Origin of the sequence: Chryseobacterium sp. CH25, from assembly GCF_004119455.1 — a bacterium.
Classification (GTDB): domain Bacteria; phylum Bacteroidota; class Bacteroidia; order Flavobacteriales; family Weeksellaceae; genus Chryseobacterium.
Genome location: NZ_NRQT01000008.1, coordinates 72,590 through 93,604, shown reverse-complemented (window position 1 = coordinate 93,604; position 21,015 = coordinate 72,590). Strand labels below are relative to the sequence as shown.

Genomic DNA, 21,015 nt, shown 5'->3' with positions numbered 1-21,015 from the left:
TATCCTGTTTGCATCGGAATTATCCGGCAAAATGCGTCAGAACATGACTTCCCATTAAAAAATTAAGGAATAGAAATGATAAGTAATTCTTTAGATACCCTCAATTAAATGTAATTATATGGACCCTATTACAGGTGGGGGCCTTTGGAACTTTTTTGAAAAATAATAATTGAAAAATATTCGGCTTTTATAAAAAATGATAAGAAAAATACCCAATAGAACAATCAGTATATCAATCGTCTTCAGTTCATCTGTAACAATAGATTTGAAGTTAAATGATCCAGATCCAAAAGCATAGACGATTTTGCTGGAAGAATGATAAACAAACAGATCTGATTTTGTTGCACTGCTAAGAGTATAATAGCTTTGGGGTTTTGGGCTTACTTTAGAATGTTTAGGTTGTGTTTTTTTTAATAGTTTTTTTACCTTTTTAGGCTTTTTGGCAGTTATGAGTTTACTTCCCCCTTTTTTTACATCCGGTTGGGAAATATGTAAATACTCCAATCCTGAAACAGTGGTTTCTTTTGAGATAAATATTGTGGCTGCTGCCGGATTGTTGTTAATATCAGTATCTGTTTCTTCAGGCTTACAGGCAGCATATATACTATGAAAGTTAACAAACAGTAAAACCAGGAAGAAAAACCTTCCCCACTTGGTATTGGAAGGGAAGATTACTTTCATCGTTATAGTTTTTAGAATTTGCATGATATACTCTTTCAAAATAAATTGGATCCCGAAAAGACTAAATTATTTCAGCGCAATATTATCACTGTCAGGATAATTGAGCAAGATATTGATAGGTATAATTCGGAATTATACAGCTGTTTTATTTTATTTAATGTATTGTATTTTAGTTAGTTGTCTGATGTTTCGTATTGTTTGAACATCCTTCTCCATTTAGTCATTGTATTTCTACTCAATCCAAAATGTTCGGCTACCTGAAGGTTATTCATTTTATGTTTTTTCTGATAATCAAGAATGTGCTGGATATCTGAAATATTGTAGGAACGTAGTTTTTGATTCATATTTTTGACATCCTGGTCTTTTGTCCCGAAGATTCTTTTATTCAGTTCCATAATATCAACAGCAAAAAGTATTTTCTTTTCCAACAGTTTTTTGCATTCCAATTTTTTATGTGGAAATTTCTGGTCAATGATATCTGAATATATCCGTCTGTAATTAGGTTGGGTCTGTTTTTTCATTACATTAATTAAAAATTCTATATAAGGTTTCCTGGTATGTCACTTTTGATGATAGCAATCATTTATTATGTTTTGCAATCCATTTACATACTGTAGTATAGGGAATTCCGTATTCATCGGTAATTTGACGCTTGGTCTTTTCTTCTTTCTCTATCACTTCCAAAATAAAATCTATCATCTCCTTGGTATAGATGTTCTTTCTGAATTGTGGAAGCTTTGAGGGAGTGTATTCTTTTATTGATGCGGAGGGCGGTGCATATAATATCAGATGTTGAGAATATAGTCGGAAGAAATCATATTCAAGAATTTTGCTCCATCTCAACAGGATATTGGTGGGCAGATGCTCTTGGGAATACATTTCAAAAATTTCCGGTTCTGTACATTTCATAAAGTTGCAGATACGGTATAAATCGATGCCGTTTTCCTGAACACGTAGATGTATAAATTGTCCAATATGGATATTTTTAAAATTTGAACTCATGGGTTTTAGTTGTTTTTAAAAGTAAAAGGAAAGGGTGAGACAATACCTTGATGGTATTTGAATATGAAGAGAATATTAGGTTCATTTTGTTGTTTTCAGAATCGCTTAGTGTTTGATGCAATATTAGGATTACACCAAAATATGTACAACTCTCATAGAGGAATAATTCAGAAAATTTCATCTGTTTTTTAATTTGTTTTACAAATTTGTACTACTGATAATCAGTGTTTTATTGGTTATTGGGGTTTTGTGATAGTACTGTGTAATCCCAAATAGGGAATTGTGTTTTTAGGACTTATATATCCTTAAATTTGTATGAATGATAATGATGGAAAACAGTTGTAATACTGAATATTCAATTTTGGGATGCTTAATGAAGCATTGAAATCAAGGAATTAACCAATATTATTATCAACCTATGTGTGATGATTCATTAACCTTTAATCATATTCAATGTATACAAACGATGCAATCACTGCTTGTATTCCTATGTATAAACTTTTGTTCTAAAAACTAAACCATATTTCCTGATGAAAAAGATCTGTTTATTTTTTATTTTTTTATCGTTTTATATAACATTTGCCCAAAATGTAGAGAAGTTGACCTCTAAATCTATGACAGCAGAAATGATTATTGAGAAACTGAAATACATCAAAAAGAATGATAGTTCTATAAATTCAAAACAACAAGAAATCATGCTGCTTCAACTGCAAGAAGCCTCAAGAAGATTAAAATTTGAAAAAGGTATTGTATTGAGTGGTGATTACTTAATGGGTGCATATGGTATGCAGGATAAGAATAAAGAGATTGTAGAATTGGGAAATCAGTTGAAAAAAATAATTCTAAATAAAAAAGAAGATACTTCAGGGGTTATATCCAGTATCTATAGAAAGAATGCAATGGCTTTAATGTATATCGGCCTTGATGATGCAAGTAAGAAGGATGTGGAAATTGCCATTAGATTTGCAAAAACAATAAAAAACCCTGACAGGAAATACTTGAGACTGACCCAAAGCTATATGGATCTACATTCTTATTATAATAGTATGAATCATCAGTTCCAAAAGCAGAATTACAAAGATTCAACACTTTATTATCTTAATAAATCTCTGGAAGTAGGGCTGAAAATAAAAGATAAAAACAAAGAGATACCCAAGAAGATGAAATATAATGAAATCATTTTTATCTATATCCGCTTAGGTATTTTTTATCTGGAATATTCTGATGAGAAAGGGAATCTTGAAAGGGCAGAAAAAAATCTTCTGAAAGCCGAAAAGTTTCAGAAGGAAACAGATGGTCTGCCTATCCGTTCACAAACTACACTTTTGAATCAGTTGAGCTGGCTGTATCTGGAAAAGAAAGAATACCGAAAATCCATTGATTATGCAAACCGTTCACTGCAATTGGAAAAGCAATCTAGGCGTCCATCTTCAAGAGTAGAGTCCTTTGAGTTTCTGGCCACCAGTTATATGGAAATTGGTGACAAGGAGAGATCTAAATATTATATGCGGCAATATACTAATCTTAAGGACAGTATTACGATTGCTGGCAGAACAAATGCTGATACCACAATAAAGAAGATTGTAGCAGAGGTGGATAAAGGACATAAGGAAAGCTCTAAAAAACAGTTGATTATCATCGGGGTACTTATTTTTATTGCAGGAGCAATCACAATTATCCTTTGGAAAAGGAGAAAAAGAATTATTCATAAAAAATATGAAGCGTTAATAGCTAAAATAAATAATGAAAAAGAGCACCAAATTGAAACAGAATTATCGCATGATATTAAAAGCAATGAACCCAAATCATCAGTTGTTATAACAGATGAGACAATAAAAGTGCTGCTCTTTAAACTAGAAAAATTTGAAAATTCGGATAAATATCTTCGGAAGGACTTGAGCCTTACCTGGATGGCTAATCATCTCAATACAAATCCAAAATATCTCTCGGAGATCATTAAAGTGTATAGAGAACATAACTTTACCAGCTATATCAACGAACTGCGTATTAACTACATTATGAACAAACTCTACGAGAATCCAATATATAGAGAATATAAAATCACCTATTTGGCGGAGGAATGTGGATATGCCACGCCACGTGTATTCGTTAATGCTTTCAAAAAAGAAACAGGTTTTACACCTTCATATTTCGTTGAGCAATTAAGAATGTCTTCTTCGCTTCATGGTTCATTTTCTAAGACCGGTGTCGATTAATAGGGTATTCTGTAGTAGTAATGAATTAAATCGGTTGTTCTGCACTTAACCATATCTCAATATATGATGAGTAGAGATTTATAAAGAGAAAAACTTTTTACATCCAAACAGATAGATAGGGAAAAGTAGATTTATCATATTGTTTTAAGAATCAATTAATATTTTGATGAAATGTTATGACTATTATAATATTTAGACAAGCCTGAAACAGGTGAAATTTGAAAGGAGCTACAGGGTGATTTAATCTGTTTTTGAGTGTTATTTGTGTTGTAATTCAGTTTATTATGTGTATTAAGTAGTGTTCATGTGATTTTTTTTTTAAAACTAAATAATATTTGTATTTTTGAAAATCAGATATCATTATGTCTGCAAATGTTGTAATTGATTAATTTCGTTTATATGACACATTTTCTGCCTTCATTTCTAATACATCTTAGTCTTATCACACAGGCTCCAAACTATTTCAACTGAAAAATATGTCAACTCCAAATTTGAAGGTAGGATTTGATCCTGAAATTCCTGTCAGATCCATACAAGAGAAGCTTTGTCCTGATTAAAGTCTGAATCTGAAAACTCACTAATAAACACTTTTCAAAACCTGAATATTTTCAGTCTCCTTCTCATTCAGTATAAAATGTAATCTTATGGTTAAAAAATATTTTTTTGGAGAATTCAACTTTTCTTCGGAAAAAAGAGAAACAGTAATCATGGTGTTCAAAACGTATACACTGTTGCTATTTTCCTGTTGCTTTTCCTTTCATTCCCCAAGATGGTAAATGCAGCCACAATCTTATGTCCCGGAAATAAAAATATAGACCAGTTAATAGATCAGGCAAATTCCCTTAATAATAAAGGAAAAAGTAAAGAAGCTCTCGAATTGTTTCAAAAAGCTAATGATCTTGCCAAGACTATCGGATGTGAAAAAGGAGAGTTGGATGCAGCCAAAAATATAATGTTGATTTATGCCCAGGATTATGACTATAAAAAGGCTTTGGAAATATCAAACAAGGTCAGAGATTTGGCAATTAGCCAAAAAGATTATAAAACATTATCTATTTTATACAATAAAAGAGCAATATTACATGAAAATCTAGGCTTATATGATGTAAGTCTAAAGGAATATGAAACGGCTCTGAGATATGCAAACATGATTTCTGAAAATGATGAGAAACATTATCAGGCTTCCTTGGTTTATTATAATATGGCTCCGTATTATCAGGGTAGATCAGATGAAAAAGTAGTGTATTCTTTGGAAAAAAGTAGGGAAGAAATTCTGAAAGTAAGTGATAAAAGCAAAGCTGTTCCTTTAGATAAAAAAGTTGATATGCTTGTATCCGTAAATATGAACCTGGGAATTCATTACAGAGACTCCAGAAATAAAGGACGGAATGTAGATTTGTCTGAGTTTTATTTTATGGAAGCCTTAAAACAATTTGATTTGATTAAGGAAGGAATAAATCTTGAAACAAAAATAGATTTATATCAGGCACTCCAGGAGTTTTATCAAATGAAAAAAATTACCGGAAAGCCATAGAATACGGTGAGAATATGCTTGCTATGGAAAAATCTAGCAGTATGCCTTACAACAGAAGAGTAGGATATATGGTATTGGCCAAATCTTATCTTGCGATTGGGGAAAACTCAACTTCTCAAAAATATCTTGATCTTTTTTCAAAATTGAATGACAGTATTAATTCCGTAGAAAAGCAAGCCGTAGAAGTACCTGTTAAAAAGATGATTTCAGAAACTAAGGTCAACGGGGAGAAAAAGATCAGGAAAATTGCAGTCATTTCTTTTGTGATTTTAGTTCTTATAACCGCGGGAATGCTAATCTATCGAAGAAGAAGCAATAAGATTATTCATAAAAAGTATGAAGATCTTATTACAGAAATACGAAGTGAAAACAAGGATGGTAAAATAACAGAACCGGTATCGGACAAAAATAATACAGTAAAATCTTCTGTTACAATTACAGATGAAACGGTAAAGGCATTACTTCTGAAGTTGGAAAAATTTGAAACTTCAGAAAAATATCTGCGGAAAGATTTGAGTCTTTCATGGATGGCCAATAGTCTTGCTACCAATCCAAAATACCTTTCAGAGGTTATTAAAGTCTATAGAAAACATAATTTTACGAGCTATATCAATGAACTCCGTATTAACTATATTGTTAAAAAACTTTACGAAAATCCGATTTACAGAGAATATAAAATAGCATACCTTGCAGAAGAGTGCGGGTATGTTACGCCAAGGGTTTTTGTGAATGCCTTTAAACAGCAAAAAGGTTTCACACCTTCTTATTTTGTAGAGCAACTGAAGGTTTCTGTAGCATCTTAGATCTGTTTAGGCCTAAGATTACTTTAAAACAGATGTTTTAGATTCGCAATACATATTATTTATGAATCATAAAGTAACAGTACTGATTAAGAGCGATTTCCAGTCTTCAGCTTTCCTTTTCCAGCTGCAGCTCTTCTATTGATTATATAAATATCTCTTTTTTTAGCTCAGACATGTCGAAAATAAGGACTAATTTTAATAAAGTATTTTAAATACAGAATTGCTGCTATTTCAATTCACTCAATTTATTAGCAGTACCCAATATCAATAGACATTCATAAAAAAAAATAAAAATGATTACATACAATTTTGGTATAGTTGGTTTAGGCGTTATGGGCCGAAATTTATTGCTTAATATGGCTGATAACGGATATGCTGTTGCAGGGTTAGATTTGGACCGTGAAAAAGCAGACTCATTACAGGCAGAAGCTCAGGAAGGTCACCAGATTTATGCTACTGTTCAGGCAGAAGACTTTGTGAAATCTCTTGAACAGCCCAGAGCCATTATGTTGTTAGTACCGGCAGGAGCCCCTGTAGACGGTGCCATACAAACTCTGCTTCCTTTTTTAGATCAGGGAGATATTATCATAGATGGCGGAAATACTTATTTTACAGATACAGACAGAAGATATAAAGAACTTTCTTCAAAAGGAATCCATTTTTTCGGAATGGGTATATCAGGAGGAGAGAGTGGTGCGAGAAGAGGACCAAGCATGATGCCTGGTGGAGATAAAATTGCATATGAACGTTTACGACCAATCTTTGAAGCCATTGCAGCTAAAGTAGATGGTGAACCCTGTGTAGAATTTTTAGGCAACGGATCTGCCGGAAACTATGTGAAAATGGTACACAATGGAATAGAATATGGAATTATGCAGCTTATTGCAGAAACCTATGATATCATGAAGAACGTTTATCATTTGGATCATGAAACCATACAACAATCATTTGAACAATGGAATAAAGAAGAATTAAACTCTTTCCTCATAGAAATTACAGCTGATATTCTGAAAAAGAAAGAAGACGATAAATATCTGGTAGACCTGATTTCAGATTGGGCCAAATCCAAAGGAACAGGAAAATGGACCTCACAAAACGCAATGGATCTGCAGGTTCCGGTACCAGTTATTGATGCAGCAGTAAACATGAGAGATATATCTAAATACAAACCGGAAAGAATTAAGGCTTCAAAATTATTGATTTGGAATAATGATCAGAAAATCAATAATGATGGTTTAGATCAATTGAAAAAAGGGCTTTATTTTGCCATTATAACCACTTATGCTCAGGGACTTGCTCAGCTTAAAGTAGCTTCAGATGCCTATGGCTATGACTTACATTTGGAAACGGTTTGCAAAATCTGGAGAGGCGGCTGTATTATTAGAGCCACTTTACTGGAAGACTTTAGACAGGCATTCGCCGCACAATCAGATTTACCAAACGTATTGCTTAACCAACAGATTGCTGATAAACTAAATGCCGCACAGGGAAGTATCCGTTCTGTTCTGAAAGACGCCATTCAAAATGGAACACCCGTTTCCGCCTGGATGAATGCATTGTCTTATTTTGATGCTTACCGTTCAGAAAACTTACCCACTAATATTATTCAGGCCCAACGCGATTTCTTCGGAGCACACACCTATGAAAGAATAGATAAAGAAGGCGTTTTCCATACCCGTTGGGAAGCATAAAAAATAAATCAAATGAAAAATAATGATAAAAAGCCAACCTCTATTGTGGTCTTTGGAGCAACGGGAGATTTGGCAAAAAGAAAATTATTTCCTGCATTCTTTAATCTGTTTCTGGAAGGCTGGATGCCGGAAGATTTCGAGCTGCTTTCATTAGGAAGAACAGAACATACCCAGGAAGATTTCAGAAGTTATATCTTAGAAAATATCAAAGCCTTTTCAAGAAACACAAACTTTTCTGATGAGAAGTGGAATGTGTTCAAAGAGAAAATCAAATTCATCAAGTTTGATATTACACAGGAAGAATCTTTTATCCAGCTGAAAAATCAGCTTGATTATATTGATACCAGTTTAGGAATCAGAGCCAATCGTCTTTTTTACCTGTCTGTAGCGCCCAGTTTTATTGAAAAAGTATCGGATAACCTTAAGAAAAATGGTCTGGCTGAAAATGTAGATCAGGACCGTATGATTATTGAGAAACCTTTTGGGTATGATAAAGAATCTGCTGTGGCTCTTAATACAATGCTGGCACAAACCTTCAAAGAAGAACAGATTTATAGAATTGATCACTATCTGGGAAAAGAAAACGTACAGAATATTCTGGCTTTCCGATTTGGAAATACAATTTTTGAACCGCTCTGGAATAATAAATATATTGATTCTGTACAGATTACCGTTGCAGAAACAGTAGGAGTTGAAGATAGAGGAGGATATTATGACGGATCAGGAGCTTTGCGTGATATGATTCAGAATCACCTCATGCAGATTCTTTGTATGGTAGCCATGGAAGCACCTACTGAATTTGAATCCACAGAGATCAGAGACCGAAAAGTAGAGGTATTGAAAAGTGTAAGGAGGATTAATCCGGAAGATATCAATCACTATACGGTTAGAGCACAATATACAGATGGAGAAATTGACGGACAGCCAAAGCAGGGATATCTGAAGGAACCGGGAGTTAATCCAAACTCAAACACAGAAACTTATGTTGCCATGAAATTCTATGTTGATAATGAACGATGGAGTGGAGTACCGTTTTATATGCGTACCGGTAAAAGGATGTCAGAAAAGGCATCTTCTGTTATCATCAGTTTTAAAGAAGTTCCTTGTACTACCTTTAAGAGTTCGATAAATACACTGCAGCCCAATAAATTAACCATCGATATTCAGCCTGAAATGGACATCAAACTGTCATTTATGACCAAAAAACCAGGCCTTGATATGAAATTAAAACCAGCTGAAATGGTATTCGATTATTTTGAATGCTCACCAGATACACCGGAAGCTTATGAAACCTTATTGCTGGATGCTCTGGATGGAGATTCCACGCTCTTTATGCGTTCCGATCAGGTAGAAGAAGCCTGGGATGTTATTGCTAATATCCAGACTGCCTGGGAGAAAGGAGACGTTTCAAAAATGTTTACTTATCCTGCCGGAAGTTCAGGGCCGGAAGCAGCAGATGAATTGCTGAAAAGACAAGGTCATTATTGGCTTACTAACTCCCGTGAAACATTGAAAAGTGAAGAAAATGCTTAACATATTACCATCAACAGAAGAAATTTTTAAAGAAGCAGCCCAATTATTTGTAAAGGCTGCCAATGAAGCAATAGAGAAGAAAGGATATTTTACAGTGGCCTTAACAGGTGGCTCTTCACCGGAAGGGCTATACAGACTCTTATCTGAAGATCACTATAAAAAACAGATTGACTGGACAAAAGTTCTTGTCTTTTGGGGGGACGAAAGATGGGTGCCGTTGGATAATGAACTGAGTAACTTTAAAATGTCACAGGAAACCCTTTTGAAAAATGTACCAGTCCTGGCAGCTAATATTTTCCCAATGTTTGAAGAAGGGGTAAAACCAGAAGACTTTGCCGCCTCATATAATACCATTTTGAAAGAAAAGCTGGGAGAAAATGGAGCAATGGATCTTATCCTTCTGGGAATGGGTGGTGATGGACATACTGCTTCTCTGTTTCCGGGAACAGCAGTTCTGGATGAGAAAGAAAAATGGGTTGATGCTTACTATCTGGACGCTCAGCAAATGTATAGAATAACCCTTACAGCTCCTTTTTTAAATAAAGCCAGACAGATTATTGTTCTGACATTTGGTGATGCGAAAGCGGATGCATTGAAAGAGGTTTTGAAAGGAGAATACAATCCTTCAGTATATCCATCCCAATTATTGAACCCTACCGAAGGTGAACTTCTGTTTCTTGTGGATGAAAAAGCTGCAAAATATTTGAATGACGGTATCTAATTCTGATCAGCAATTAGAGAACAAGGTTACACATCATGTGAAAGATATACTGCATAATTCTGAAAGGGTTTAATTATCCTTTCAGATTTTTAATTTGAACAAAGAATACAGAGAACAATCATTTCTGTCTTTTATTCATCAAAAAACGTAAAATATCGCAGATATAATGTTTCCGAGAGTAGTATTTGTGCTATATTTCCCAATTATTTATATTTAAAGACTTTAGAGTTAAAAAACGTTTAAGATGAATTTTAAAATAGTATTACCACTTTTATTGTTTACAGTCAATTTTGCTCTTGGACAAAATACAGCATTAAAAAATCCGGAGTTGCTTAACAAAACGTTGAAAAAAGACAGCATTATTGCTGAGTTTTCAGAACTCTATCATTTAACAAATACTATTCATCCCGGACAATTTATGTTCTGTTCACAAAATGAATTTGATAAAACATATTCCTCTTTAAAAAGCTCCATAAAAACCGATCTTTCCCTTGTAGAATACTATAAATTGACAGCCACGTTGATGGCAAAAATTAAAGACGGACATACAGCTGTTGATAGGGGGAGAATTATTGGATTACTCAATGACAGGCTGGTTTTTCCTTTTAGTATCTATAAGATTAAGGATCATTATTATCTGGATAAATCATCTCCGGAAAATAAAGAATATGCAGGATTGAGAATTCTCAAAATAAATGGAAAAGACATCCATGCTGTGGTGAACGAAATGAAGCAGTACATCCATCTTGAAGGTAGAAATGAAACAGGATTAAATGCACGATTCAGTAATTTCCCGTTTTATTATTTTATTTACAATCAGACAGAAAAATTTGAAATTGAATATGCAGATCGTAACAATCATAAACTGAAAGGAATATTTAAGGGAATGCCGTTTAAGGAATATACAGGTACTATTTCAAAAAAAGCAGAACCTTTAACCACAGAGTTCAGAACAAACGATTTGGCTGTTTTAAAATTCCGTTCATTTGAAAATGGGTATAATGAAGCAGAAAGGAAAATTGCAGAGAAACAATTAGACCGCTTTTTTACACAGCTTGACAGTTTAAAAACTAAAAACTTAATTATCGATTTACGGGATAATAGCGGTGGCTCTGCAGATATTGCCAACTACCTGTTTTCATATCTAAGCAGTACTCCTTATTACTATCTTGATTATATGGGAGCAAAATATAAAAGAGCAAAAGAATGGAAGCATTATGCTCAATATCCGGACAATATTGATGAAATAAATCTGAACGAAACAAAACTCAAGGATGGATTAAACTGTTACACAGAAACCAACAGTGCAGATTGGTGGTTTAAACTCCAACAAAACAAACCCAATTTTTACAAAGGAAAGATCAGTGTTTTAATCAATGGCGGATGTTTTTCAACCACCGGGCATCTGTTAGCACTGATGAGAGAATATAAAATCGGGAAATTGTACGGGGAATATTCACAAGGAAGTAATTACAGCAATGCAGGAGGGCAGGCATTTGTTTTGCCGTATTCTAAAACATTGGTCTGGATCCCTACTTTTCAATACAGAATGAGAACTCCCAATTTTAAAACTGATCCGAAAGGAATAAAACCTGACGTCGAAATTGAAATTCAACCCAATGATTTGCAGACAAAATTTGACAGACCCATGGATTTTGTGATAGAGAGAATTGGTAAAAACATTTAAATATACTATTGATGAATAAACTTTTATTATTGATGATCACTGTATTCTCTCTGAATTTTAATGCTCAGGAGAATCTTTTGGATACGTCTTATGGCACAAGCAATGGCTTTACTAATTTCACCTTCTATAACGGAGGCCAGGTTACCGGCGGATTACATATTCAGTCTACCGCGAAAATGCCTGACGGGAAGATCCTGGCAGTTGGAGTGGGACTTATCGCCCGCTTCACTGCGAATGGAGTATTAGATACTACTTTTAACGGTACAGGATATAAACTTTCTTTATCAGGAAATTACGGAGGTCTACAACCTACACCCGATGGAAATTACATTTTTATGGATGGTGAGAACAAGGAAATAAGAAAGATAGATGCAGATGGAAATCCTGTTAGTGGATTTACTCCATTTAATCAGACGGGGCATCTTTATCTTGATTCTACAGGTAAAATTTATCTTTTAAAGGAAAATAATGGTGTGTATTCCATTATCAGGCTGCTTTCAAACGGAATTAAGGATGCTGCATTTACTGAAATAAATTTAGGGTCAACATATAAATATAACAGAATAAGGGTTAACTCCAATAATGAAATATTTGTTGTCGGGAAACAAGTGCTTTCTGTGAATAGTGGCAAAATAGTAGTTACCAAAATAACTGCTTCAGGTACTGTTGATTTAACTTTCGGTAATGGTGGACATTTTCTATATACTGGAGGAGAATATGTAGGGAATTCAAATGATTTGACACTTTTAGATGATGGGAAAATACTGGGATTAACTTCCGGAAATCTCTGCAGCGGTATAATTGGTCCAGACTGTTTTGGACTCATTATGTACAGGCTTCTTCCCAATGGAGTGTTAGATACTACATTTAAAAATGGAGGAGTATCTGTTGTATCTATTCAAGGAAGCTCTACACCCACACTAATGGTAAGGCATCAGGACGGATCATATATTATTTCGGGAAATGGAATGCGTACTTTCTATGCGATTAAAATAGATTCCAATGGAAATCTTGACCCGAATTTCGGAACGAATGGTAAAATTATCACTCCTGCATTGGCCCCTGATGGTTACCCTGTTTACAATCAAGGGTTTGAACTGTATGGTAACTCTATCGTTTTTGCAGGACTTTATTCAATCTTTTCGGGTGGTCAGCTGAAATATGTAGGGACATTGCGCAAATATTTTTTTAATATAGGTGGATTAAATACATCAGAGGTAGATCGTCATACAACCGTTAAAGTTTACCCCAATCCGGTTAGAGATTATTTAAACTTCCAATCCAGGGAAACGGTCAGTAGATTTGAAATTTATGATCAGAATGGACGTCATGTAATTTCTGATAAATCTATGTCACTTAAGAATGCAGTTGATGTAAGTGGGCTCATTCCAGGTGTCTATTTTATCAATTTATTTGACAATAAAGGAGTGTTATCTTCTACTAAATTCGTTAAACAATAGGAATGATTTTCTACTAAAGGTATGATCTATTTTTTAGTGGGCAATAGCTGGTTGATTTTCAAAATCATATCCTTGGCATTGGTATTGGCCGGTTCCAGCTCTAATGATTTCTGATAATTACTGATTGATAATTGATATTCTTTTTTATTGAAATAAGCTTCGCCGAGACTGTCATAAACATTGGCCGATTCAGGAAACACAGAAACATTAAGGCTGAAAATTTTAATAGCAGAATCTATATTTCCACTTCTTAATAGTTCATATCCTAATGTATTCAGTTCACTTGGGTTTCCAAAGCTGTATTCTTTTTCAGAATTTTTTTTAAGCGAGTAATAAGTTTCAATACTTCTATTTACATCATTGAATGATTCCTTTCTTATTGCCTGATAAATAGATTTTTTAGGAATTTCATACGCTTTTCCCAACATTAAGTTGTGAATAATATGTCCCAGATCCCAAACTTTATTTAGATTATTAGACAATAGAATGATCGTAATATCATTTTTACGATCATTTAAAAAATGGATTCAAATTTATAGGATACTCCATTATGTCTTTGCAGATCATCTTTTTCAAAGTAGGTACCAAGTGAACCACCTTGGTCTTTTGCGTAAGGATTATTCAACAAAACTTGAAAGGATTCTTTAGATATTAATTGATTGGTATTCATCGCATGAACCCATTTATACAGATCATTGATATCTACCCAAAGCCAACCACTTATAAATTTCAATTCAGGGCATCGGGCATTGTCCATATCATAGCAAGAGGTTCGGTTTTTATAACGAAATTCGGGGTCAAATACAGAATTGGTCATTTTCAGAGGCTTAATTATGTTTTTAGTGACAAATTCCTGAAATGACATTCCGGTTACCTTTTCAATGATTTTTCTTTGCAGAAACACATTGCCGTTGTCATATTTATAGCCGGTTCCGGGTTCAAACAACAGAGTATCATTGTTTCTCAATATCTTCCAAGCCTCTTCATCGTTTTTCGGAACTATTAGTTTGTTTTCGATTTTAGGGATACCGCTGGCATAATTAATAAGATGCCTAACTGTCACTTTTTCCGACCACTTTGGCAATCCCAAATTATATTTGGAAATAGGGTCATCAAGAGTAAGAAGACCACGTTCCGCTAAAATCATGATGGAAACAGCATTGAATTCCTTTGCAATGGAGCCAATGTTAAATATTGACTTGTCATTTAATTGGGCTTGTTTCGTTTCATCTGTAAAACCAATTGATTTTTTATAAATAACGGTATTGTTTTTAACGACAAGAACGTTCCCGTTGAATAATCCTCTTTCGTAGGATTTTGTCATTAAAGAATCAATTTTATTTATATAGACTGCTTTTTGTTCAGTTGATTTTTGATTTCTATTCTTTGCCTCTTTGAAATGATTTGGTCCTTGGGCAGAAAGAGCAGTTGTAAATAAAATAGGTAGCGCTAGTAAGAAAAATCGGTTCTTCATTGCGATTAATTTGGGAGGAGTTAGAATTTGATTGATTTTTGAAAGCATTTCCTTGGCATTTGTGTTTTCAGGATTTAACTCAATAGATTTAGTTTCTAATTCATAAGACAATTCAGAAAAAGTGTTTATTACATTAAGAAGAATATTTTTTAAATTTCCATCAGCAATTGTTTTCCATTTTCATTTTCGGGATGTAGCTCAATCGATTTTTGATTCCCTGGGCAGAAAGAAGGTTTGTAAATAAAATAGTTAGCACTGGTAGGAAAAAGAAAGTGGGTAATGGGAGAGATTTTCGTGCTTATTTTCAGAAGATTATGAAGAAATATTCACAACCAAAATAGTATTTTAAAAAAACGTAAAAACGATGGGATCAGAAGATTTTATTTGATAATGAATCGCTATACAACAAAGTCTGCTGTAAAGATCAGTCATTAATCTAATCTCTTCCTCTGATCCTAACATCATTTATTTCCTGGATGATTATTTGAAACGATAGCCAATATTCAATCCAAGCTTTAGAACCTGGTCGTGATCCGTTTTGTTTGCATTGAAGAGAAGCTTTCCATAACTTGTGTTGGCTTCAAGAACAAATCCTTTCTTTGTGGCTAACTTCCAGCCAAGGCCAACGCCCAGTGCAAGATCATAAACGTTTTTACCCTCAGTGAATGTCACATTGTCTGATGCATACATTTTTTTCCATCAATGGAAGTGAGCATTCCAAAGCCTTCGAGAAAAAAACCGGAAGCATTTTTTTTGCCGAAATAATATCTGTAATAGGGAGAGATGTAGTAGTTCATATCCTCGTTTTTTGTCTGATCATAAACAATAAATGTAGAGATCCCCAGTGATGAATGTTTGTTGAGGTGTCGTTCAAAACCTACTTCCACAGCACCGTATAATGGTGCGATTAGATTTACTTTAATTTCATTTTTTTTCTGATATGAATCTCCATTGGTTTCATTTTTTTGAGCATGTAGAGCATAAAAAGTAAACAAAATGATGAGTAGTGAAAAGTTCTTTTTCATAAAAATTAATTTGAATTATTGAAGTGCAAAACTCAATGAATTCAAATTAGAACGGGTTTCAAAAGCTTAAAAATGGAGAAAATGGTACTTATTTGAGGGCGTTTTTGTATTCATTGGGTGTCTGACCCGTCACTTTTTTAAAGGCTTTATAAAAAGTCGTTTTTGAAGTAAACCCGGATTCTAATCCCATCGTCAACAAAGTATAATTGTCATATTCTGAATTTGAAATCATTTCTTTGACGGCTTCCACTCTATATTGATTGATATAATGAGCAAAGTTGTCTCCTGTTATCGTATTTACAATTTGTGAAACATATCCCGCACTTATGCCTAGTTTTTCAGCTACTTTTTCTCTGTTTAATGTACTGTCTGTATAAATTTGCTCATCCTTGCAAAGAAGTTCCAGTTTCTGAAAGTAAAGATTATCTGCTGTGATAGATTCTTTATATTCCTGAGGAATACTAGTTTCTACAATTTGCAGATTGGGGTACGAAATAGTTGAATCATTATTGAGAAAATTGTGGATAGCATCTCTGTCTTTGGCCAATTTATATTTGTAAATACCTATATAAGCTGTCCAATGAATGATGAATGTAGCGAATAAAGCTATGACACTCATTGTAGAAGAGATGTCATAATCTAGAAGGAAGCCGGCCAGAGCGGTAATAAGCCAAATAATCAGCACTGAAGAAACAATTGTCAAAAAGGTAAGTATCCATTTTTTTTCCTGTGAATCCTTTAAATGTCTTACCATAAAATAAGAGTAAATGGGAAGGGATGGGATGAATGTAATGGCTAAGACAAGTTGAATCAGACCCAATATTTTGATGATAGCGAGACCTGACTCAGAAAAAGTATAAACTCCTGCAACATGATCGAGATCGTTGATAATATTAATGACAGCGGAATAGGCAAATGGAATAAAGCACAAATATTTTTTTTGGTTGTATTTTTTGGTATGATCAATCCGGTTTACGACAAACAGATAGAGGAAAGCAGGCATTAGAAATACCCAATTGATATTGTCTGTAAAATGTAGGAGAGGATAGGTGGTAAATACCTGTTGAATCTCAAAAACATAATTCAGTAAAATAATTGAAAGGGTAAATAGTAAGTAGGCTAAATATTTATTTGAATTACTGTTGAATAAGGAAGACTTTAAGATCACTAAGCCTAATATGATTCCCTGAAAAACGGCAATATTTAAAAGTGTTATATAAATCAATTTTTATAAAAGGTGTTTAAAAAATTTGTTCGGGGATATCATGGTTTAAATATAGTTCTTTCATACGAATTGATAAAACGAATTGATAGTGCCGGAATGAGGGGGAAACTCTTTGTTAGCATTAAATCTCCTTATGTTATGTACTGTTTATTTTATATGGATGTCATCGTACAGGTTATCAACTACTTTTTCTAAAATTTCTCCAGTTTCGTTAAAGCTGGTATTGGTTAATATAGATATTCCCATATCCTGTTTAGGGTAAATCACAAACCAATTCTGCATTCCATAAATGCCTCCATGATGTCTGTATATTAATTTATGATCGCTTTCTATAATATACCAATGATAGCCTTCCCAAAAATCAGAACCTTCTTTATATAATTTTTGATGAGATTCATTGACAATAACATTTGATTGGTCAAGCTGTAATTTCATATATTTTACTAAATCCGTAGTTGTAGAGTGCAGTCCTGAAATTCCACCCCATAAAGTTCTCTGGAAGTTAGGCATTAGCTCGTTTTTATCGTTATAGCCTTTTACCAATCTTGTTCTGTCATTTTCATTGAGGGTAAACTTCGTTTGGGTCATTGTATTGGGTTTCAAAACAAACTCAGTGACCAATTCCTCATAAGGTTTTTGATATACTTTTTCAAGGATATACGCGGTAAGCTCTGGAGCTGTGTTAGAATAGAAATACATTTCCCCGGGTTTCGTTTCAATGTTGATGAGTTTTAATCCTTCAAAAAAAGCTTCTTTATTTTCACTTTTTATAGGGAAATTAGGAAATCCACTGGTGTGGGTGATGAGGTGTTTAATCCTTATAGGTTCACCTTTATATTCTAAATTGGGGTAAGGCTCGTTAAGATAGATTCTGATATCATCCTCCAAATGTATTTTTTGATCAAGTACGGCTTTGGCGGCTATATAGCCTGTAAAGGTTTTTGTTACAGAAGCTAATTCATAAAGAGTAGAATCGTTGGGCTTGTTTCCTTTTCCAATCGTTAATTCTCCAAAATGTTTTATGGTGGATTTTCCGTCTTTAAGCACAGCAATGGAAACAGAATGAAATCTTTTGTCCTCTAATAACTGAAGCGCATTTTTTGTAATGGCGTTTTCAATATTTTGTTGATGAATTGGATGAACATTTTTACAGCCAAGTAAAGCAAAAAGTAAAAGAAAGGATACATATTTCATGGTTAGAATTTTCATTTGATATTGATAATCTGATGCAAATATGCTGTAGAGAACATTAAAAAGAGTCCATATAAAAAAGTCGGACTCATTTTATTGATTAAAATGAGTCCGATTATCTGCAATCCAAAGTTCGACTATTTACAATTGGTTAACTATCAACTATTTCTAAATGCTGTTGGCGTTTGGTTCGTATATTTTTTAAAAGAAGTATGAAAAGAGGATTTTGAATTGAAACCCACTTCATATAAGATTTCTAACACCGTATATTCTTTTTTCGTAGGATCTTTCAGAATGGTCATTGCTTTTTTAACGCGGTATTCATTCACGAAATCAAAAAAGTGCTGATTGATATGATGGTTAATTAAGACAGACAGCTCACGAACAGGAATGTTCACCTGATCTGCCAGCTCCTGAATCGTTAATGAAGGTTCTAAGAAAGGTTCTTTTTCTACCATGAATTTTTTAAGCTGTTCAATCTGAATGCTTTTTGTTTCATCGGTTTTATTTTCAGCTTCCAGCGTATCCGTAAAATCTTCTGTCAATGGTAGGGTAGAATCCACTCTGCGAAAAAGTTCTGGATAATTTAATGCCTTTAATATAAACCAACAGGCAGCCAATAAGAAGGAAGTTCCTGCCAGAATATGCAGCCAGATAAACAGATCATTGTGTGTGGTATATCGTATTATATTTTTAAAAATAAGACATACATGAATGAATAAGAAAATGAGGGTCAACTGAAACAGCCATTTGTATAACAAGGTGTTGGGGTTGGTGTAATTTTCAAGATAAATCTTCTTATATTTTTTAAGAATCAGGAATACAGCAACGATATAAAAGAAAAACTGCAGTTCCCCGATGAGTTGATAAACAAACATTTCAGGGGATTGCCACATCGTTGTAAAGAAATCTACTTTAGCAGCACCTTCAGCCAGATAAAGCTTTGGAACTAAAATTAAATTGGCAGCAATGAAAGGAATAAGATGCAGTAAATGCTTTCTTTTTAAGGTGAAATCAGAATAACAAACGGCATTCACGTACAGATAGAAAAGAGGCATTACCAATAAGTAAGCAGATATTTTGAAAGCTTTCAGATTATAGCTATCCACAAAAAGATGCATGAAAATTCCGCTGATGTCAATGGCATTCATGATAAGGAAAGCTGCAAATAATCTGCTTTCCAGTTTTCTTTCTGTTTTTACCGTCAACAAAAATACGGAAAGCAATAGCGATACAAAAACAGCAATCGCAGCAATAACTTCCAGAAAACTTAATTTGTCCATTAGTTTTTTTACAAAAATAGGATATAAGTGATAAAGAAAATAGATTTTGTTGATAAGGATGTTTCTGCTGCACAAAGTCTCCCGACTTTGAGCTGGTAAAATAACATCATTCCTTTTAAAGTACTCCAAGTCAGAAGACTTCGGTGAGCTAGAGCAGGAAGATGTATAGTTATCCATACGCTTCGACGAATCAACAAAGTTGATTTTTTCTTTGCTCCCTTAAAATCAGCAGTTTCAAAAATAAAAACTTTGTGTTAGAAAAATAGATCATCAGTACACTATCCTTTAAAACACTCAAATCCTTAAATCTAGATAATTCCCATTCGTATTTTATTTGTAAGTTAGTGCCGCAAAAAATAATACGGTATAAAAACATACCAAACAATGTTGATGAAGGAAGGTTCGTCCCGTTTTATTTCTCCTTATTTTAAAAAAAATATAGACTAAAAAACTAAATTATGAACATGAAAAAAACGCAGATTATTCTATCAATAGGCACTTTACTTGCTGCCTGTAACAAAAAAGCTGAACAAAAAACAGATACTGCACAGGATACTGTTGCCATATAATCATGAAGATCCGATATTTTACACTTCTATTGGGAATGGTTTGTACCAGCTTTTTTGCTCAGACCTCTGAGAAAATAACTTTTAAAGATACCCAGAACCATTATTTGAAATTAGTTCCAAAGGATAAAGCTGAAGGAATACTTGTTATTTTACCCGGTGGAGGTGAAAATGGCGAAAAAGTAATGAATCAGATTAATCTGGATAATCTGGCATTGGAAAAAAATCTTATCGTATTACTCCCAACCTGGGAAGATGGGGATTTTGGATTTCATATAGAACAGAAGTTTTTAGACAGAATGGTAAAAGATACAGTAGAAAAGCATAAAGTTTCTAAAGATAAAATATCAATTGGAGGACTTTCCGGCGGAGGCATGCTGGCTTTTACCTATGCTGAAAGAGCCGTCAGGGACAAAAATACCTATTTTACTCCCAATTCTGTATTTGCTCTTGATGCTCCACTGGATTACGAGAATATGTATTACAGGTTGCAGAGAGAGATAGAAAGAGACTATTCTGAGATTGGAACTAATGAAGCTAAATATTTAACTGCTGAAATGGTTGCTGCCATTGGCACACCGGATAAAAACAGAGCCAATTATCTAAGAGAATCCATGTTTTCTTATCGTGAAAAAGATGGTGGCAATGCAAAATATCTTATGACTATCCCTATTTTGATGTATACAGAACCGGGAATTATATGGCAGATGGAAAACAGAGGAAGAGATATTTACGATCTTAATGTGGCAGATATTACGGCTATGATTAATCTTTTGCGACTAAAAGGCCACAAAAACGCAGATCTTGTCATCACCAATGATCGGGGAATTCGTCCGGACGGTACAAGACATCCTCATTCCTGGAGTATCATGGATTCTAAAGAATGTTTAAACTGGATATTAAAACATATGAAGGCATAAAGC

Annotated in this window: 19 protein-coding genes; 9 read left to right on the top strand and 10 right to left on the bottom strand. The window is 33.9% G+C overall.

Features of this window, described 5'->3' with window-relative positions:
* Positions 1-114: 114 nt before the first annotated feature.
* The 3 genes from BOQ64_RS17480 to BOQ64_RS17470 form a co-directional block, all read right to left on the bottom strand.
* Complete coding sequence (locus BOQ64_RS17480) at positions 115-705, bottom strand: hypothetical protein (RefSeq protein WP_129059770.1); 591 nt, start codon at positions 703-705, stop codon at positions 115-117.
* Between the two features lie 149 nt (positions 706-854).
* Positions 855-1,202: a helix-turn-helix domain-containing protein gene (locus tag BOQ64_RS17475; RefSeq protein ID WP_129058500.1), complete on the bottom strand. Its 348-nt coding sequence runs from the start codon at positions 1,200-1,202 to the stop codon at positions 855-857.
* A 58-nt stretch (positions 1,203-1,260) separates the two neighbouring features.
* Positions 1,261-1,683: a transposase gene (locus tag BOQ64_RS17470; RefSeq protein WP_129058499.1), complete on the bottom strand. Its 423-nt coding sequence runs from the start codon at positions 1,681-1,683 to the stop codon at positions 1,261-1,263.
* Between the two features lie 599 nt (positions 1,684-2,282).
* Here BOQ64_RS17470 and BOQ64_RS24120 point away from each other — a divergent pair.
* The 8 genes from BOQ64_RS24120 (at position 2,283) to BOQ64_RS17430 (ending at position 13,328) form a co-directional block, all read left to right on the top strand.
* Positions 2,283-3,899: a helix-turn-helix domain-containing protein gene (locus BOQ64_RS24120; RefSeq protein WP_228448448.1), complete on the top strand. Its 1,617-nt coding sequence runs from the start codon at positions 2,283-2,285 to the stop codon at positions 3,897-3,899.
* 769 nt (positions 3,900-4,668) lie between these two features.
* Positions 4,669-5,433 carry a hypothetical protein gene (locus BOQ64_RS17460; RefSeq protein ID WP_129058498.1) on the top strand — a complete coding sequence of 255 codons (765 nt, stop codon included), beginning with the start codon at positions 4,669-4,671 and terminating at the stop codon, positions 5,431-5,433.
* A 23-nt stretch (positions 5,434-5,456) separates the two neighbouring features.
* A complete protein-coding gene (locus tag BOQ64_RS17455) occupies positions 5,457-6,236 on the top strand; it encodes a helix-turn-helix domain-containing protein (protein ID WP_164975834.1) in 780 nt (259 codons plus the stop codon).
* Between the two features lie 293 nt (positions 6,237-6,529).
* A complete protein-coding gene (gndA, locus tag BOQ64_RS17450; RefSeq protein ID WP_129058496.1) occupies positions 6,530-7,927 on the top strand; it encodes an NADP-dependent phosphogluconate dehydrogenase in 1,398 nt (465 codons plus the stop codon).
* A 12-nt stretch (positions 7,928-7,939) separates the two neighbouring features.
* Entirely contained in the window at positions 7,940-9,460 is a 1,521-nt protein-coding gene (zwf, locus tag BOQ64_RS17445) for a glucose-6-phosphate dehydrogenase (RefSeq protein ID WP_129058495.1), read from the top strand.
* The gene (gene pgl, locus BOQ64_RS17440; RefSeq protein ID WP_129058494.1) at positions 9,453-10,181 is read left to right on the top strand and encodes a 6-phosphogluconolactonase; all 729 of its coding nucleotides are present in this window, start codon (positions 9,453-9,455) and stop codon (positions 10,179-10,181) included. Before zwf ends, pgl begins: the two co-directional genes overlap by 8 nt.
* Positions 10,182-10,425: 244 nt before the next feature.
* Positions 10,426-11,868 carry a S41 family peptidase gene (locus BOQ64_RS17435; protein WP_129058493.1) on the top strand — a complete coding sequence of 481 codons (1,443 nt, stop codon included), beginning with the start codon at positions 10,426-10,428 and terminating at the stop codon, positions 11,866-11,868.
* A gap of 11 nt (positions 11,869-11,879) precedes the next feature.
* Positions 11,880-13,328 carry a T9SS type A sorting domain-containing protein gene (locus BOQ64_RS17430; protein ID WP_129058492.1) on the top strand — a complete coding sequence of 483 codons (1,449 nt, stop codon included), beginning with the start codon at positions 11,880-11,882 and terminating at the stop codon, positions 13,326-13,328.
* Positions 13,329-13,354: 26 nt separating this feature from the next.
* Here the strand turns inward: BOQ64_RS17430 and BOQ64_RS24115 are convergent, their stop codons facing one another.
* The 7 genes from BOQ64_RS24115 to BOQ64_RS17405 all read right to left on the bottom strand — a co-directional run bounded on the left by BOQ64_RS24115 (position 13,355) and on the right by BOQ64_RS17405 (position 19,526).
* On the bottom strand, positions 13,355-13,810 hold the full coding sequence (locus BOQ64_RS24115; RefSeq protein WP_228448447.1) for a tetratricopeptide repeat protein: 456 nt from the start codon (positions 13,808-13,810) through the stop codon (positions 13,355-13,357).
* A 32-nt stretch (positions 13,811-13,842) separates the two neighbouring features.
* Positions 13,843-14,913 (bottom strand): serine hydrolase domain-containing protein, encoded by a 1,071-nt coding sequence (locus tag BOQ64_RS24110; protein WP_228448446.1) that lies wholly within the window; start codon positions 14,911-14,913, stop codon positions 13,843-13,845.
* 369 nt (positions 14,914-15,282) lie between these two features.
* The gene (locus BOQ64_RS24105; RefSeq protein WP_228448445.1) at positions 15,283-15,492 is read right to left on the bottom strand and encodes a hypothetical protein; all 210 of its coding nucleotides are present in this window, start codon (positions 15,490-15,492) and stop codon (positions 15,283-15,285) included.
* Positions 15,471-15,827 (bottom strand): DUF3575 domain-containing protein, encoded by a 357-nt coding sequence (locus tag BOQ64_RS17420; RefSeq protein ID WP_228448444.1) that lies wholly within the window; start codon positions 15,825-15,827, stop codon positions 15,471-15,473. The genes BOQ64_RS24105 and BOQ64_RS17420 overlap by 22 nt, the downstream gene beginning before the upstream one ends.
* 88 nt (positions 15,828-15,915) lie before the next feature.
* Positions 15,916-17,052: a helix-turn-helix domain-containing protein gene (locus tag BOQ64_RS17415; RefSeq protein ID WP_129058490.1), complete on the bottom strand. Its 1,137-nt coding sequence runs from the start codon at positions 17,050-17,052 to the stop codon at positions 15,916-15,918.
* A gap of 147 nt (positions 17,053-17,199) precedes the next feature.
* Positions 17,200-18,246 carry a serine hydrolase domain-containing protein gene (locus tag BOQ64_RS17410; RefSeq protein ID WP_129058489.1) on the bottom strand — a complete coding sequence of 349 codons (1,047 nt, stop codon included), beginning with the start codon at positions 18,244-18,246 and terminating at the stop codon, positions 17,200-17,202.
* Between the two features lie 155 nt (positions 18,247-18,401).
* Positions 18,402-19,526, bottom strand: coding sequence for a helix-turn-helix domain-containing protein (locus BOQ64_RS17405; protein ID WP_129058488.1), 1,125 nt, complete (start codon positions 19,524-19,526; stop codon positions 18,402-18,404).
* Between the two features lie 571 nt (positions 19,527-20,097).
* Between BOQ64_RS17405 and BOQ64_RS17400 the strand changes: the two genes are divergently transcribed.
* Positions 20,098-21,012: a hypothetical protein gene (locus tag BOQ64_RS17400; protein ID WP_129058487.1), complete on the top strand. Its 915-nt coding sequence runs from the start codon at positions 20,098-20,100 to the stop codon at positions 21,010-21,012.
* Positions 21,013-21,015: the final 3 nt, after the last annotated feature.